Origin of the sequence: Amycolatopsis sp. NPDC059027, assembly GCF_042739735.1 — a bacterium.
Classification (GTDB): domain Bacteria; phylum Actinomycetota; class Actinomycetes; order Mycobacteriales; family Pseudonocardiaceae; genus Amycolatopsis.
The window spans coordinates 1-15,979 of the sequence record NZ_JBHYIK010000066.1; the positions used below are offsets into that span (position 1 = coordinate 1).

Sequence of the window (15,979 nt, forward strand, 5' to 3'; positions counted from 1 at the left end):
CGCTCCGTTCGAGACGCTGAACGTCGGCAACGGAGCGTTCGCGACAAAGCGGCCCCACCCCGAAGTGTCCTTTGTGGATTCCTGGTCGGCGAGCCCCGGACGCCGGAGCCGTACACCGTCATGGGCCGGGATTCGCACCGACCTGGTAGACGAGCAGGGCGATCTGGACCCGGTTCTCGGCGGCGGTCTTGGCGAAGATGCGGGAGACGTGCGACTTGACCGTGGCCTCGCTCATGTGCAGGTCGGCCGCGATCACCGCGTTCGAGCTGCCCGCGGCGACCGCCTCCGCCACCTCACGTTCCCGATCGGTCAACCGCGCGAGCCTGTCGCGTGCGTCGGCGGTCGCGGCGGAGTCCGCTTGCCCGATCGTGGCGACGAGCCGCTTGGTGATCGCCGCGGAGAACACGGAGTCGCCCGCGGCGGCGACGTGCACGCCCCGGATGATCTCTTCGGGGGCGGTGTCCTTGAGCAGGTAGCCGTTGGCGCCGGCCCGCAGCGCCTCCACGACGTAGGTGTCGAGCTGGAACGTGGTGAGGACGAGCACCGGGTTCGAGTAGCCGCTCGCCCGCAGCTCACGGGTGGCCGCGATCCCGTCCAGTACCGGCATCTGCAGGTCCATGAGGACGACATCGGGCGCCATCTCACGCACCATCGCCACCGCCTGGCGGCCGTTGGTGGCCTCGGCGACGACACGCAGGGCGGGGTCGGCGGACAGCACCATGCGGAGCCCGGTCCGCACCATGGCGTCGTCATCGACCAGCAGCACTTGTGTCACGTCCACGGCAGCTCCGCGTTCAGCACGAACTCTCCTGCGTCGGTTCGACCATGGCTGAGGCACCCACCCGCGAGAACAGCCCGTTCCCGCAGGCCGAGAAGCCCCCGACGTGACCCTGGCACGTCCAGCGCGTCGGCCACCACCCGGTTGGCGACGCGCACCCGCAACATATCGTCGGCGTGGTTCACCAGCACCGTGACCTCGGCTCCCGTGGCGTGCTTACGGGCGTTGGTCAGTCCTTCCTGCACGATCCGGTAAGCCGCCCGGCCGATGCCGGGCGGCGCGTCGCGCAGATCCCCGTGCACCGTCAGCGTGATCCGTTGACCTGCGGCGCGGGCTTCGTCGACGAGGTCGTCGAGCCGGTCGAGTCCCGGCTGTTCGAGTGACACGGCCTCGTCGGCGCGCAGCACGCCCAGTGCGGTGCGCAACTCCTCCAGCGCCTGCACCGCCGCCGACCGGATGAGATCGCCCGCGGCTCGTACGTCGTCCTGGGACAGGCCGTTGGCCACGGTCAGCCCACCGGCGTGCAGGGTGACCAGGGAGATGCGGTGCGCGACCGCGTCGTGCATCTCACGAGCGATCCGCGCCCGCTCGGCGTACCTGACCTCGGCCGCACGCAGCTCCTGCTCCTGCTCGGCCCGTTCGGCCCGTTCGCGGTAGATGTCGACGAGCTTGTGCTGCGCCTGCTGCAGGGCTCCCCAGGCGCTGAACGCCGCCGCCATCGCCGCGTTGACCACGATGGTCAGGCCCAGGGAGTTGTTGCCCGAATACACCAGCCAGAACACACAGCCGGAGACGACGTTCATGGCGGCGACGGCGAGCGCGACCCGCAGCCGGCGACGGCGAGCCACCGCGTAAAGCGCGAGCATGTTGGCGAATCCGGCGGAGGCGACGACCGAGGCGACAGCGGCCAGGGTCACGGCCACGACGACGGGTGCCCGGTTACGCAGGACCAGCGCGAGGCTGGCGAGTGCGCCCACCGCGACGTCCAGCACGCGCGCCACACCGCCGGGCCCGGTCTCCAGCACTCCGTAGAGCAGTGACAGTCCGCCAGCGAACGAGAGCAGCACCAAGGTCACCGTGCGCCCTGTCGCCAACCAGTCCGGCCCCGGGTGGGTGGCCTCCGCGTTCTGGATCACCTGCCCGAGACTAGCCAGTGCCGTCGCTCGGGCATCCGTCGATCGATGGGCGGCGGCTACGACTTTCGTCGATCGGATGGCCACCCGGCGCCGATGCCGCCGACGCCCTCGACGACCAGTGTTGCCGCCATGAGCTACGACAACGACGCGTCCCGCGGCGGGACCGCCCCGCACCCCTTCCGGACGCTGGTCACCGACCTCGTCCGGCCCGTCCGGCACGACCTCGACCCGGCGCGCAGGCGGCTGCTCGTCGCCCGGCAGGTCGTGGTCCTCGCCGGCGCGGCGATGACCCTGGTCCAGGTGATCGTCTGGCTGATGATCGCCATTCTCGGCGGGGGCCTGCGCGAACCGTGGTGGCTGTGGACCGCGATCCCGGTGGTGCTCGCCGCCGGCGTGCTCACCGGCATCGACCGGTGCCTGCCGGATCGGGGCGAATGACCGTGTCCACGATGACGTCCGTCGATTGCCCGGTCCAGCTGGACTCGGTGCGCAAGACCTACGGCTCCGGCGAGGGCGCGGTGGAAGCGCTTTCCGGGGTCTCCGCGGATTTCCTCCCCGGCACCTTCACGGCGGTGATGGGCCCGTCGGGATCCGGGAAGAGCACGCTGTTGCACTGCGCGGCCGGGCTCGACAAGCCGAGCGCGGGCCGGGTCACCCTGGTGGGGACCGACCTGACGGGCAAGAGCGAGACCGAGCTGACCGAGCTTCGCCGCCAGCACGTCGCGTTCGTTTTCCAGTCCTTCAACCTGATGCCCGCGCTGAACGTCGAGCAGAACGTCACCCTGCCGACGCTGCTGGCCGGCCGCGAGCCGGACCGGGCGTGGGTGGACCAGGTGATCGCCAGGGTCGGGCTGGCGCAGCGCGTCGGCCATCGGCCCGGTGAGCTTTCCGGCGGCCAGCAGCAGCGCGTGGCGATCGCCCGTGCGCTGGCCACCCGCCCGGCGGTGGTGTTCGCCGACGAGCCGACCGGCGCGCTGGACACGAACACCGCGCTCGAGGTGCTGAACCTGATGCGCGAGCTGGTGAACGCGGGCCAGACCGTCGTGATGGTCACGCACGACCCCGTGGCGGCGTCGTTCGCGGACACCGTGCTCTTCCTGGTAGACGGCCGGATCGTCACGCGGATGGCGACGCCGGATGTCGAAGCCGTCGCGGCCACCCTGGCGCAACTCGGTGCCCAGGCCAAGCACGCCCGGGGACAGCGGTGAACCCGCGGCGGGTGGTGTTCGGCCTGGCATTGGCCGGCCTGCGGTACCGCGTGGCCGCGTCGCTCGCGTCGTTCGTCGCGATCCTGATCGGCTGCGGCCTGCTGATCGCGTGTGCCGGGCTGTTCGAGACCGCGTTCGTGCTGCGGGCGCAGCCGCAGCGGCTCGCGGCGGCCCCGGTCGTGGTCGGCGGTCCGGCGGCCTTCAAGCTGCCGGACGAGGAGTCGCAGGTAGTCCCGTACGTCGAACGGGCCGGGCTGCCCGTGGACCAGACCGCCAGGATCGCCGCGGTGCCGGGCGTGCGACGCGTGGTCGCGGACGTGTCGTTCCCGGCCACCCTGCTGCGCGACGGGACGCCCCAGGTCTCCGGCCCGTCTGTCCTTTCTGGACACAGCTGGGACTCTGCCGTGCTCGGCGGCTACGTCCTGCGTCAGGGCGGCCAGGCACCGGCCGCGGACCAGGTCGTGGTCGGCTCGGCCACCGCGGACGCGAACGGGATCAGCGCGGGCGCGACCGTCGACGTCGTGGTGAGCGGGCAGAAGCGGTCCTTCGTCGTCACGGGGATCGCCGAGCACGTGCGGCGGACCGCGTTCTTCTTCTCCCCGGCCGACACCCAGCGATTTTCGCCGCATCCAGGCCGCGTCGACCTGGTCGGCGTGTTCCCGTCCGAAGGCGTGGACGCCGGTGATCTCGCCGCGCGCATCTCCGGGCTGATGCCGGACGTCAGCGTGCTGACCGGCGACGACCGAGGCGCGGCCGAGTTCCTCGGGGTGGCCGGCAGCCGGCTCCCCCCTGATCCTCCTGGCCGCGGTGTTCGGCGGGATGGTGCTGGTGGTCATGGCACTGGTCGTCTCCGCGACGATCAGCCTCACCGTGCGGCAGCGGCGGCAGGAGATCGCGCTGCTGCGGGCCACCGGCGCGACGCCGAAACAGGTGCACCGGATGGTGCTCGCCGAGACCATGGTCGTCGGCGCGATCGCCGCGCTGGGCGGCGTTGTCCTCGGCTACCTGCTCGGCAACCAGATCTTCGACACCAGTGTGTCGCTCGGGATCGTGCCGGACGAGCTGCTCTTCCAGCAGGACGTCATCGCGTTCGCCGCGGGCCTCCTCGCCACGCTCGCGATCGTCTACGCCGCCGCGTGGTTCGCCGCGCTGGCCGCGGCGCGGGCCCGGCCGATCCAGGCGCTGGCCGAGGCCGCGATCCCGAGTGCGAGGGTGCACCCGTTGCGCCGCACCGGTGCGGTGGTCTGCGCCGCGGCGACCGTGCTGCTCGCGGGCACCACGATGTTCATGCCCGCCGACACGGCGGCGGCGATCGGCGGCCCGGCGGTGCTCACCGGCGCCATCGCGGTGGCCTTGATCGGACCGGAGATCATGGCGTTCGTCGCGGATCGCTTCGGCCCGTTCATCCGGCGGATCGCGGGCCGCGACGCCACGCTCGCGGTGATCAACTCCCGCGCCCGCGCGGTGATGTTCGCCGCCGTGCTCACGCCGATCACGCTCGCCAGCGCGGTCGCGCTCGGCAACGTCTACTCCGAGACCACGGCGCAGAAGGCTCAAGTGGCGGCGTACACCAGCCAGTTGAAGGCGGACGCGGTGATCAGCACGGCCACCGGCGGGATCTCGCCGGACGCGCTCGCACGGATCCGCAGCACACCGGGCGTCGGCACGGCGTCGCCGCTGGTCACCAGCTCCGGCTGGATCGAACAGCCCTACGACGGCAACGGCAGCGACCCACTGCGCCTGCTCGGCGTCTCCGCCGAGGACCAGGGCGGCACGGTGCTGGCCACCGACGTGACACGGGGCTCGCTGAAGGACTTGACCGGCGACACCGTCGCGCTGCCGCAGGACGTCGCGGACCGTCTGACGCTCAAGGTCGGCGACAAGATCACCCTGCGACTCGGCGACGGAGCGCGGGCTCCGGTGACCGTCGTCGCGCTGCTCGACAGCCCGTCGAGTTACGCGAGCATGGTGTTGCCTGCCGACCTCCTCACGCCGCACACCACCAGCGGACTGCCCGCGCAGGTGCTGGTGAAGGCGGCCGGCTCGAACGACGTCGTCTCCGCGCTGACCGGCCGCCTGAAGGACTGGCCGGGCCTCACCGTCGGCGACGATTCGGTGCTGGCGAACAACTTCCAGGCCCGCGCGGATGTGGAGGCGATGATCAACTACCTGCTGGCCGTGCTCGCCATCGCCTACGCGGCGATCGCGGCGGTGAACACCCTCGCGGTGGCCGTGCTGGCCCGTCGCCGGGAGTTCGGCGCGCAGCGCCTGGCGGGCGCGGACCGCGGTCAGGTCCGGCGGATGTTGTTCGTCGAGAGCGGCATCGTCGCGGTGGCCGGGCTGGTACTGGGCACCATCATCTCGCTGTTCACCGTGCTGCCCATGGCGGTGACGACCGGGCAGATCGTTCCGTCCGGGCCGGTCTGGGTGTTCCCCGGCGTGGTGGGCGCGGTCTTCCTGATCGCGTGGCCGGTCACCGCGCTCTCCGCACGCCTGGCGATGCGCCGCAGCCCGATCGAAGCGGTCACACTCCCCGGACAGTAAGAGTTCCGAACTTCCCGAAGGCGCGCGGCGGCACCGCCCCCAGAGTGTCCTGTGGATTCCTGGTCCGTGAATGCCACATTGAGGGACTCTGAGTCTCTCAATGTGGCATTCACGGACCTGCCCGCCGCTAGGCCCTGACGAGATTCGCGGAGGCGAAGAACGTCTCGGCCTCGCCGAGCGTTCGCGTGTCGAGCAGGATGTCCCCCGGCCTGCTGCCGTTGCCGATCAGCACGCCACCCCAGTGCATCGACAGGTAGTCCGCGGTCTTGCGCAACGTGCCGACGAACGGGTCCGCCTGCTCCCGCTCCTCGCTGAGAACCGTGACGCCCCACAGCGTCTTGCCCCGCATCCGCGCCTTGAACTCCGCTTCGGGCCGGCGCATCCAGCCGGACCAGTAGTCGAGGTAGAGCTTCACGCTCGCGGACACGCTGTACCAGTAGACCGGCGACGCGATCACCAGGTCGGTCGCGGCGAAGGTGGCGTCCATCAGCACCCGCTCGTTGCCTTCGGGCACGGCGTGCTCGCCCACCCCGTGACGCCGGTCCTCGAACGGCTCCAGCGGCAGTTCGGGTAATCGGATCCAGCGCTGCTCGTCGGCCTTCGGCAGTTCCTTCGCGGCCCGGCGGGCCAGGATCTCGGTGTTCCCACCCGCACGGGCGGCGCCGAGCAGGAAGAGGTAGCTCCGATCGGACATCGGGACTCCGTTCGACGGGAAAGTATATGCATGTACACACAGAGACTGTCACTGCATATACTCGGCGTCAAGAGTCGAGGAGGCGGAATGATCGCCGACGCCCAGGCATGGGACCGGGTTCTCGCCCTGCACGCGCGGGTCGAGCAGGAGCTGACCAAGGCGCTGCACCGGAAGCACGGCCTCGGCCTGTCCGAGTACCGCGCACTCCGCAGGCTCGCCGACTCCCCCAAGAGCGGGCTGCGGATGCAGGAACTCGCGGAGGCGATCGGCCTCAACCAGAGTTCGGTCAGCCGCATGGTGGCGCGGCTCGAAGACGCCGAACTGACCGTGCGCGACATCTGCGAGGACGACCGCCGCGGCGTCTACTCGGTGATCACCGAGGAAGGCCGCAAGCGTTACGAGGACGCCGAACCGACGTACCTCACCGTGCTGAGCGCCGCGCTCTCCAAGGCCGCGGGCGACCCCGAACTCGCCGCGGCGGTGGCCGCGATCCGCTCCGCTTGACGCCTATATTCCTCAGTGGTTATATACCGACACAGGCAACCACGAGGGAGGCGGCCGTGTCCGGAAGCACGCAACTGGAAACCGTCGACGAGCGTCCCGTGCTGCGGTTCGTACGCCGTCTCGCGCACAGCCCGGAAAAGGTGTGGCACACCATCACCGATCCGGCCGAACTCGCCCACTGGTTCCCCGCCGCGGTGAGCGGCGACCTGCGGCCCGGCGGCGTCATCACGTTCACCTTCGAGGGCCAGGACGAGAGCACCGACGGCGAGGTGCTGACCGTCGATCCGCCCCGGGAGTTCGCGTTCAGCTGGAACTCCGACGTGCTGCGGTGGGTGCTCACCCCGGACGGCGACGGCTGCCTGCTGGAGTTCACGCACACCTTCGGCCGCGGCGAATCCGCGATTGCCCGGCTCGCGGCCGGGCGCAACGCGGCGGGCTGGGACACCTGCCTGGACGCGCTCGACGCGCGGCTCATCGGCGCAACCCCCGAGCAGCCTGCGAACTGGCACGACCGGATGGCCGCCTACGTCGAGGAATGGCACCTCGGCGAGGGCGAGGTCGTCGACGGCGTCATCCGCTTCCGGCGTGATCTGGCGTGGAAGCCGGTCGAAGAGGTCTGGGCGCTGCTGGCCCCTGAGGCGTTGAAGCCGGGCGACACCGCACCGGCGTCGGCGGGCAACGGACGGCTCACCCCTGGCGAGGTGACGGTCGCCGACGCGCCGCACACGCTGGAATTCTCCGTGCTGGACAACGGAAATCCGGCCGGGAAGGTGCGCTGGGAGATCGTCTTCGACGCGCTGGACGGCGTGCGTGCCGAACTGACGCAGACCGTGCCCGGCGACCATCCGGCGCTCGCGGCCGAGCTCGCCGCGTGGCACAAGCGGATGGCCGCCCTGTTCGCCGCGACGTTCGGCGTCGAGCCGGAACCCTGGCCCGCGGACCGAGTGGAGGCCCTGACCGAGCACTACGCGAAGCAAGGTCTCTGAAGGCCACCTTCAGGGCGTTCAAGTCCCTCAAGGTGGCCTTCAGAGACCTTCCCCCGAAGCCCGGGAACAGTGTGTCCTTGGTTACAGTGGCGGTACGCGCGACTACTATGTGCTGGGACATATCCGTTCATGCCCGGGGTGAGGACGCACCGACGATGGCCGATCGACGCCCGACAGCGCAGGAGATCTGGGGACGCGAATTCGCGCTGGCCCGCGGCGCGACCGGGCTGAGCCAGGAAGCGTTCGCCAAGCAGCTGTTCCTGTCCCAGTCCTTGGTCGCGATGTGGGAGACCGGCCGCCGCGTGCCGAAACACCCGGACCTGGTGCGCTGCGAGGAACTCTTCGGCACCAACGGGTATCTGAGCCGGATGCTCGACCTGCTGGTGTCCCGCGAGGTCGACCACGAATGGATGGACCGTTGGGTAAGCGTCGAGCAGCGCGCCACCACCTTGCTGTCCTTCCAGCCCACCGTGATCCCTGGCCTGTTGCAGACCAAGGAGTACGCCAGGGCCGTGCAGGACAACGACGACTATGTCGCCGAACGGCTGGAGCGTCAGCGCGTGCTGGACAGCGAGGTGCCGCCGATGCTGGTGGTGCTCCTGCCCGAATACGTCCTGCATCACCGAGTCGGCGACGAGCGCGTCATGCCCGAACAACTGACGCATCTGGCGACGATGGCCCGGCGGCCCCGGATCGCTGTCCAGATCGTGCCGCTGGACTCCCCGTGCTACGCCAAGTTCGCCGGGCCGTTCGTCGTGGCCGCCTTCGACGGCGGCCGCGAAGTGGCCTACGTGGATAACCAACTGCGCGGTGAGGTAGTGGAACGCGCCGAGGACGTAGCCTTTCTGCGAGAGCAGTTCGACTACTTCCGCGCCGATGCCCTGCCCAACCGGCAGTCCATCGAGCTGATCGAAAGGATCGCGAGCCAATGGCACCCCTGATCTGGCGTAAGTCCTCCCACAGCGGCTCCAACGGCGGAGACTGCGTCGAGGTCGCCCTCCCCTGGCGCAAATCCTCCTACAGCACCTCCAACAACGGAGACTGCGTCGAGGTCGCCTTCGCCTGGTACAAGTCCTCCCACAGCGGCTCCAACAACGGAAACTGCGTCGAGGTGGCCGCCAGCGACCAGTACACCGCCGTGCGCGACTCCAAGGCACCCCACTCCGGAATGCTCACCGTCCCTCCAGCCGCCTGGCACGCCTTCACCCGCGTCCTCCGGAACCACTGACCCCGGCGCGCGTCCGCCCGGGGGATGACCTTCGCCGGGTGGACGCGCGGAGCCACGACGGCGATTAGGTTCGTCGGCATGAGATCCCGGGTTGTCCGTCGCGCCGTCGATGCGCTGGCGGCCGTGCTGTTGGCCGTCGGCGCGGGCGGGAACCTCGCCGCGGGGGCCTGGCCGCTGCCGGGCTGGATGACGCCGTGGCTCGGCTGGGCGATCATGGGCCTGTCCGTCGTCCCGTTGCTGATCCGCTGGTCGTGGCCGATGCCCGCGTTCGCGGCCGGGCTGGTGATGATCCTGGTGAGCGCGCCGATCGGCGGGCCGATCGTGGGAGTGCCGCTCGCCGCGACCGGATGCGCGCTCTACGTCCTCGCCGCGTACGGGCCGCAGCGCACATCAATGGTAGCGTTGGTCGTCGCCGGGATCGAGGTCGTCCTGGTGTCGGTGCTCATTCCGTCCCCCGCGCAGCCCGCGACGCTCTCCCTCGGCATCTCCGCGCTGGGCGTGTCCTACGCGCTCGGCTACACGGTGCTCGCCCGCCGCGAACACGCCGCGCAGCTGCGGGAAACCTATGCACACCAAGCGGTTTCGGAGGAACGGCTGCGGATCGCACGCGAGATGCACGACGTCGTCGCGCACTCGATGAGCCTCATCGCGGTGAAGGCGGGGGTCGGCAACCACGTCGCTCTCGACCAACCCGAAGAGGCGCGCGACGCCCTGCGCGTCATCGAGGACACCAGCCGCGAGACGCTGGCCGAACTGCGGCGGATGCTCGGCGTCCTGCGTGGCGGAACGGGCGAACCCGAGGCGTTGCTGGCGCCCGCCCCGACCCTGGCCGACCTGCGGGCGCTCGTCGAACGCGCGGGCCAAGCGGGGCCGTCGGTGGAACTGGACGTCGAGGATCTGCCGGAACTTCCCGGCGGGATAGGGCAATCGGTGTACCGGATCGCCCAGGAGGCACTGACCAATGTGGTCAAACACGCCGGGGCGAGCACCTGCCGGGTGCTGGTACGCGGCGGCGAGGGACAGGTGAGCATCGAGGTGACGGACGATGGCGCCGCGAACGGTCCGGTCGTGCCGGGGCACGGGCTGATCGGGATGCGCGAACGCGTCGCGGTCTACGGCGGCGAGTTCAGCGCGGAACCCTTGCCGGACAAGGGTTTCCGCGTGTTCGCCCGGCTGCCCTACGACGTCGCGGAGGTGTCCGGATGACCCGCGTGCTCGTGGTGGACGACCAGGCGTTGCTGCGCGGCAGTTTCCGGGTCCTCGTCGACAGCTCGCCGAAGCTGACCGTCATCGGCGAAGCCGGGGACGGCGCGGAGGCGGTCGCGCTCGCCCGGCGCGAAAAGCCCGACGTCGTCCTGATGGACATCCGGATGCCGGGCATGGACGGGATAGAGGCGACCCGGCGCATCTGCGGCGCCCCGGAGACCGCGGCCGTGCGGGTGCTCATCCTGACGACGTTCAACCTCGACGCGTACGTCTATTCGGCACTGCGAGCCGGGGCGAGCGGCTTCCTGCTCAAGGACACCCCGCCCGCCGAACTGCTCACCGCGATCGAGGTGGTCGCGAACGGCGACGGGCTGCTCGCGCCGTCGGTCACCCGGCAGCTGATCGCCGAGTTCGTCCGGCTGCCCGATCCCGGCGGCCCGGCCACGCCGGGGCTCGACGGCGTCACGTCCCGGGAGCGGGAGGTGCTGACGCTGATCGCGCGCGGGCTGTCCAACGACGAGATCGCCGCGCACCTGCACCTCGGGATCGCCACGGTGAAGACCCATATCGGGCGGCTGCTGCACAAGCTCGCCGCGCGCGACCGTGCCCAGCTCGTCATCGCCGCCTACGAATCCGGTCTCGTCCGGGTGAGCCGGGAGCCGGGGTGATCGGCTCCTGACCTGGGTATCAGCACCTGTCACGGGCCCGGAACCGGGAAAACACCCGCAGTTAAGTTGCCCACGCCACACCGCCGAAGTGACCAATCAGTAGCTAAGCTGCCGGGTCATGAGCAGTGCGACGGAGCCGCTCGGGACGCCGCCCGAGGACGAACCCGACATCCACACCACGGCCGGCAAGCTCGCCGACCTGTACCGCCGGTACGACGAGGCGGTGCACGCGGGCGGGGCCCGCGCGGTGGAGAAACAGCACGCGAAGGGCAAGAAGACCGCCCGCGAGCGGATCGAGCTGCTGCTCGACGAGAACTCGTTCGTCGAGCTGGACGAACTGGCCCGGCACCGCTCGACGAACTTCGGCCAAGAGAAGAACCGGCCGTACGGCGACGGCGTGGTGACGGGCTACGGCACGGTCGACGGGCGCGGCGTGTGCGTGTTCAGCCAGGACGTCACGGTGTTCGGCGGCTCGCTCGGCGAGGTCTACGGCGAGAAGATCGTCAAGGTCATGGACCTGGCGATCAAGACCGGCCGCCCGATCATCGGCATCAACGAGGGCGGCGGCGCGCGCATCCAGGAGGGCGTCGTCTCGCTCGGGCTCTACGGCGAGATCTTCAACCGCAACGTCAAGGCGTCCGGCGTGATCCCGCAGATCTCGCTGATCATGGGCGCGAACGCGGGCGGGCACGTGTACTCCCCCGCGCTGACCGACTTCGTCGTGATGGTCGACGAGACCTCGCAGATGTTCATCACCGGCCCGGACGTGGTCAAGACGGTGACCGGCGAGGACGTCACGTTCGAGGAACTCGGCGGCGGCCGGACGCACAACACGAAGTCCGGTGTCGCGCACTATCTCGGCTCCGACGACGAGGACGCGATCGCCTACGTCAAGGAACTGCTGTCGTACCTGCCCGCGAACAATCTCTCCGATGCCCCGGTGTTCGACGCCGCGGAGCCGTCGGGAGGGTTCTTCGAGGAGGCCACGGACACCGACCGCGAGCTGGACACGATCATCCCGGACTCGCCGAACACCCCGTACGACATGCACGAGGTCATCACCCGCGTGCTCGACGACGGCGAGTTCCTCGAAGTGCACGAGCTGTTCGCGCCGAACATCCTCGTCGGCTTCGGCAGGGTGGACGGCCACAGCGTCGGCGTCGTGGCGAACCAGCCGACGCAGTTCGCGGGCTGCCTGGACATCGACGCGTCGGAGAAGGCCGCGCGGTTCGTGCGCACCTGCGACGCGTTCAACATCCCGGTACTGACCTTTGTGGACGTTCCCGGCTTCCTGCCGGGCACCGACCAGGAGTGGAACGGCATCATCCGGCGTGGCGCGAAGCTGATCTACGCCTACGCGGAGGCGACCGTCCCGCTGGTCACGGTCATCACGCGCAAGGCGTACGGCGGCGCCTACGACGTCATGGGCTCCAAGCACCTCGGCGCCGACGTCAACCTCGCCTGGCCCACCGCGCAGGTCGCGGTCATGGGCGCGCAGGGCGCGGCGAACATCGTGCACCGCAAGACTTTGGCCGCCGCGGCCGCCGAAGGCCGCGACGTCGACGCGCTGCGCGCCGAGCTGATCCAGGAGTACGAGGACACGCTGCTCAACCCGTACGCGGCGGCCGAACGCGGCTACGTCGACTCGGTGATCGTGCCCGCGCACACCCGCGGTCACGTCGCGCGGGCGCTGTCGCTGCTGCGGGAGAAGCGCGAAACCCTGCCGCCGAAGAAGCACGGCAACATCCCGCTGTGAGGTCGTGATGAGCGAAACTCCCGAACGTCCGCTGCTGCGGATCGTCCGCGGCAACCCGAGCGACGCCGAAGTCGCCGCGCTGACCGCCGTCGTCGCCGCGGTCGCCGCTTCCCCTGCCCCGCCACCCGCCGCCCGCCGTACGTCGTGGTGGGCGGACCGGGCGTCGGCGCTGCGGCGTCCGCTGCATCCGGGGGAAGGCGCCTGGCGCGCCTCCGCCTTCCCTCGCTGATCCCCCAAGCGATGTAGTTTCACGCACGCGGGTGTGCGCGAAACTACATCGGACATTTAGTTTCACGCGGCAGAGTCAACGCCAAACTACAACGCAGATGTAGTTTGGCGTTAGACTGGCTAGGTGCCCGCCAACTCTGCCGACCCCGCTGAACTGCGCCGCGAGCTCACCGCAGTGGCAACGCGCCAGGCCGGTTACTTCACGGCAGGGCAAGCGCTCGAGGTGGGCTATTCGTACCAGGCCCAGCGATACCACGTACAGCGCGGGAACTGGGAACGCGTGCATCGCGGGCTGTTCCGTCTCCCCGAATGGCCGCCCGGGGACAACGACACGTTCATCTTCTGGAGGCTGTGGAGTGGCGACCGCGCGGTCGTTTCCCATGACTCGGCGCTGACTGTCCACGATCTCGGCGATGTCAATCCGTCCCGGATCCACCTCACCGTTCCCCCCGGCTTCCGCGCACGGGAGCCGCGACTGGTACTCCACCGGGCGGCCCTACCGCCGGGCGACATCGAGGAACGGGCCGGTTTCCAGGTCACCACCGTGGAACGCACCGTGCTCGACCTGTCGGCCGGAGATCTCGGCCAGGAACAGCTCGACACCGTGCTCGCCGACGCGTTCGAGCGCGGGCTGTTCTCACCACGGCGCCTTCAGGAACGCGCCGACGATCATGGTGACCGCGCGGCGCTACGGATCGAGCGAGCACTCGGCGCGGTGAGCCGATGAGCACCGAAAAGCCATTCGACCGGCACCGCACCGCGCCCGCGCTGCTGGCCGCCCTGGACGCACGCCTGCGAACACGTGCCCAGGGCAGCGGGCTCGACATCAACCGCTTGCGCCGCCAGGTGGCCTTCGAACGGCTACTGGTCAGGCTGGCCGCCGACAGCGGCGCCACGTGGGTCCTCAAAGGAGGACTCGCGCTCGAACTGCGCCTCGCCGACCGGAGCCGCTCCACCAAGGACCTTGACATCGCGTTCACCAGCCGCAGCGAACACGGCGAAGACATCCGCGCGCAGTTGCTCGACTTGCTGGCCGAAGATGTCGCCGAGGACCACTTCGTCTTCGCGATTGGCCTGCCGAAGCAGCTCTCGGACGACCAAGCCGGACGTCCCGGCTGGCGGTTTCCCGTCGACGTCAAGCTCGCCGGGAAGACGTTCGTGAACGTGCGCTTGGACGTCGTGGCGCGCGCGGACGAGATCCACGGCGGTGTGGAACGGCTGACCTTCCCGTCCGCACTCGCGTTCGCCGGTTACCCCCAGGCGGTGACCGTCGACGCGATCGACGTGTTCCAGCACGCCGCCGAGAAGTTCCACGCACTCACCAGGGATTACGGTGACAGGCCGAATACCAGGGCGAAGGATCTCGTGGACCTCGTCCTGTTGATCGAGCAGGGGCTCATCGCTCCCGACGAGCGGATCGTCGACCGGCTGGACACCGTTTTCTCCGTACGGGGCAGCCACACTCTCCCGCTCCGGCTTCCCGCTCCGCCCGCGGCATGGCGCAGCGACTACACCCGGCTGGCCGCGGATCTCGATGTCGAAGCACGAACCGTCGACGAGGCTCACTCGCTGGTGACTCGTTTCTGGGATGCGTGCACCGGCATCGGCGAAGAGGACTCCCTCAGCTGACGTTGAGGGTGGTGTCGTCGAGGGCGAAGGATGTCTGGAGTTTCGTGCCTTCCGTACCGGTGAACGTCACCGTGACCGACTGGCCCGCGTACGCCGCGAGCGACACCGTGTGCTGCTGGTACCCGGAAGCAGCGTCCACATTGGAGTAAGTCGCCAACGTGGCCCCGCCGACGGACACGGTGAGCTTGTCGTACGCCGTCGTGCCCGTCTCCGCAGTGTCGATGTGCAGCCAGAACGACAGCGCGTACGTCGAGCACCCGGACGGTAGGGACACGGTTTGGCTCAGCGTGTCCGTGTGCGCGCTGCCGTAACCGCCGAGCCACGCGTTCCATGTCCCGGTCCGCGCCGGTTCGTCCGGGGCGTTCTGCGCGATCACGCCGCCGGGGTCCGTCCAGCCGGTGGCACCGGACTCGAAGCCGGGGTTGGCCAGCAACTGCCCGGCGGTACATCCCGTGGGCGGAGTCGTACCGCCGCCCGCCAGCCACGCGGACGCGTTGAGTGCCAAGGCCGCGTTGTCCGCCGTCGGGTCGCTCCAGCCGTTGTACAGGGTGTTGCCGGGCTGGCCGGTGCCGTCGTCGATCGGGGAACTGTCGCCCCACACCGCGACCCGGCCGGAACCGAACGTGCTGGTCGCGAAGAAGGCGCCCGTGTTCCCGGGACTGACCGTGCTCAGGTACACGAGCCCCTTCACCGAAGGATTGTCGGCGGGCTTGAGCGTGAACGTCGTGCCGTTGGCGATCAGGCTGTGGCGCACGGTCCCGAAAGCGCCGTTGAGCACCGGGTTCGCGGAGTCCGTGACCGCCACCGGGTGATCACTGGAGATGTTCTTGAGATCCACCGAAAACCCGAACGGATCATTGTTGTTCACGCCGTTGTTCGTCATCAGGTCGTTGATGATCGCCGGGGAATCCCAGCCGTCGTTGTTCCGGTCGCTGCCCGTGTGGTCCGAGATCAGGAACAGCCCGCCACCGTTCTGCACGAACTTCAGCACCGCGGCCTTCTCCGGCGCGCTCAGCACGACGTTCGGCTCGGGCAGCACGAACTCGTCGAAGTTCGCCAGGTCCAGCGGGTTCGAGGTGTTCCCGTAGCTGATGGTGTTGCCGGGAGGCAGCGTCTTCAGGCTGTACTGCCCGGTCTTCCGCAGCGCGACACCCCACGCCGAGAGCGCGCCGGTCCAGTCGGTTTCCTTCTGCGGCGAGGGATTCTGCGCGGCCGGGTCCGGCTGGCTGGTCCCGATGATCCAATCGGCGTTGCCCGCCGTTTCGGCTTTGCTGTTGTCGAACAGGACACGGTGCGGTGTGGCGGCGACCGCGGGAACCGGTACGGCGAGCAGACCGGCGGCGAGCACGGCGATCGCGGTGAGGCGTAACGAACGGCACAGCATGAGCGCTCCTCCCAGAGCCGTTGGCCCGAA

18 protein-coding genes are annotated in these 15,979 nt (G+C 69.6%); 13 read left to right on the forward strand and 5 right to left on the reverse strand.

Annotated features, from left to right (window positions below):
- Positions 1-118: 118 nt before the first annotated feature.
- Positions 119-781, reverse strand: a complete 663-nt coding sequence (locus ACFWY9_RS34725; protein WP_378340861.1) for a response regulator — start codon at positions 779-781, stop codon at positions 119-121.
- Positions 772-1,914 (reverse strand): sensor histidine kinase, encoded by a 1,143-nt coding sequence (locus ACFWY9_RS34730; protein ID WP_378340862.1) that lies wholly within the window; start codon positions 1,912-1,914, stop codon positions 772-774. The genes ACFWY9_RS34725 and ACFWY9_RS34730 overlap by 10 nt, the downstream gene beginning before the upstream one ends.
- A 129-nt stretch (positions 1,915-2,043) precedes the next feature.
- Between ACFWY9_RS34730 and ACFWY9_RS34735 the strand changes: the two genes are divergently transcribed.
- Positions 2,044-2,352 carry a hypothetical protein gene (locus ACFWY9_RS34735; RefSeq protein WP_378331528.1) on the forward strand — a complete coding sequence of 103 codons (309 nt, stop codon included), beginning with the start codon at positions 2,044-2,046 and terminating at the stop codon, positions 2,350-2,352.
- An 11-nt stretch (positions 2,353-2,363) separates the two neighbouring features.
- Entirely contained in the window at positions 2,364-3,122 is a 759-nt protein-coding gene (locus ACFWY9_RS34740) for an ABC transporter ATP-binding protein (RefSeq protein ID WP_378331527.1), read from the forward strand.
- Positions 3,123-3,549: 427 nt separating this feature from the next.
- Here the strand turns inward: ACFWY9_RS34740 and ACFWY9_RS34745 are convergent, their stop codons facing one another.
- Positions 3,550-3,732, reverse strand: coding sequence for a hypothetical protein (locus ACFWY9_RS34745; protein WP_378331526.1), 183 nt, complete (start codon positions 3,730-3,732; stop codon positions 3,550-3,552).
- 209 nt (positions 3,733-3,941) lie between these two features.
- Here ACFWY9_RS34745 and ACFWY9_RS34750 point away from each other — a divergent pair, with 209 nt between their 5' ends.
- Complete coding sequence (locus ACFWY9_RS34750; RefSeq protein WP_378331525.1) at positions 3,942-5,666, forward strand: FtsX-like permease family protein; 1,725 nt, start codon at positions 3,942-3,944, stop codon at positions 5,664-5,666.
- 127 nt (positions 5,667-5,793) lie between these two features.
- Here the strand turns inward: ACFWY9_RS34750 and ACFWY9_RS34755 are convergent, their stop codons facing one another.
- On the reverse strand, positions 5,794-6,360 hold the full coding sequence (locus ACFWY9_RS34755) for a flavodoxin family protein (RefSeq protein WP_378340863.1): 567 nt from the start codon (positions 6,358-6,360) through the stop codon (positions 5,794-5,796).
- Positions 6,361-6,447: 87 nt separating this feature from the next.
- On the opposite strand from ACFWY9_RS34755, the gene ACFWY9_RS34760 reads away from it, so the two are divergent.
- From ACFWY9_RS34760 to ACFWY9_RS34805, 10 genes are all read left to right on the forward strand, one after another.
- Complete coding sequence (locus tag ACFWY9_RS34760; RefSeq protein ID WP_378331523.1) at positions 6,448-6,864, forward strand: MarR family winged helix-turn-helix transcriptional regulator; 417 nt, start codon at positions 6,448-6,450, stop codon at positions 6,862-6,864.
- Positions 6,865-6,920: 56 nt separating this feature from the next.
- Positions 6,921-7,850, forward strand: coding sequence for an SRPBCC family protein (locus tag ACFWY9_RS34765; RefSeq protein ID WP_378331522.1), 930 nt, complete (start codon positions 6,921-6,923; stop codon positions 7,848-7,850).
- Between the two features lie 155 nt (positions 7,851-8,005).
- Positions 8,006-8,791 carry a Scr1 family TA system antitoxin-like transcriptional regulator gene (locus tag ACFWY9_RS34770; RefSeq protein ID WP_378331521.1) on the forward strand — a complete coding sequence of 262 codons (786 nt, stop codon included), beginning with the start codon at positions 8,006-8,008 and terminating at the stop codon, positions 8,789-8,791.
- Positions 8,779-9,078, forward strand: coding sequence for a DUF397 domain-containing protein (locus tag ACFWY9_RS34775; protein WP_378331520.1), 300 nt, complete (start codon positions 8,779-8,781; stop codon positions 9,076-9,078). Before ACFWY9_RS34770 ends, ACFWY9_RS34775 begins: the two co-directional genes overlap by 13 nt.
- Positions 9,079-9,156: 78 nt before the next feature.
- Positions 9,157-10,284 carry a sensor histidine kinase gene (locus ACFWY9_RS34780; protein WP_378331519.1) on the forward strand — a complete coding sequence of 376 codons (1,128 nt, stop codon included), beginning with the start codon at positions 9,157-9,159 and terminating at the stop codon, positions 10,282-10,284.
- Complete coding sequence (locus tag ACFWY9_RS34785) at positions 10,281-10,952, forward strand: response regulator (RefSeq protein ID WP_378331518.1); 672 nt, start codon at positions 10,281-10,283, stop codon at positions 10,950-10,952. Before ACFWY9_RS34780 ends, ACFWY9_RS34785 begins: the two co-directional genes overlap by 4 nt.
- A gap of 118 nt (positions 10,953-11,070) precedes the next feature.
- Entirely contained in the window at positions 11,071-12,708 is a 1,638-nt protein-coding gene (locus tag ACFWY9_RS34790; protein WP_378331517.1) for an acyl-CoA carboxylase subunit beta, read from the forward strand.
- A gap of 7 nt (positions 12,709-12,715) precedes the next feature.
- Complete coding sequence (locus ACFWY9_RS34795; RefSeq protein ID WP_378331516.1) at positions 12,716-12,937, forward strand: acyl-CoA carboxylase epsilon subunit; 222 nt, start codon at positions 12,716-12,718, stop codon at positions 12,935-12,937.
- 123 nt (positions 12,938-13,060) lie between these two features.
- The gene (locus ACFWY9_RS34800) at positions 13,061-13,663 is read left to right on the forward strand and encodes a type IV toxin-antitoxin system AbiEi family antitoxin domain-containing protein (RefSeq protein WP_378331515.1); all 603 of its coding nucleotides are present in this window, start codon (positions 13,061-13,063) and stop codon (positions 13,661-13,663) included.
- Positions 13,660-14,565 (forward strand): nucleotidyl transferase AbiEii/AbiGii toxin family protein, encoded by a 906-nt coding sequence (locus ACFWY9_RS34805; protein WP_378331514.1) that lies wholly within the window; start codon positions 13,660-13,662, stop codon positions 14,563-14,565. Before ACFWY9_RS34800 ends, ACFWY9_RS34805 begins: the two co-directional genes overlap by 4 nt.
- Here the strand turns inward: ACFWY9_RS34805 and ACFWY9_RS34810 are convergent.
- Positions 14,558-15,949 carry a hypothetical protein gene (locus ACFWY9_RS34810; protein WP_378331513.1) on the reverse strand — a complete coding sequence of 464 codons (1,392 nt, stop codon included), beginning with the start codon at positions 15,947-15,949 and terminating at the stop codon, positions 14,558-14,560. The genes ACFWY9_RS34805 and ACFWY9_RS34810 overlap by 8 nt on opposite strands.
- Between the last annotated feature and the right edge of the window lie 30 nt (positions 15,950-15,979).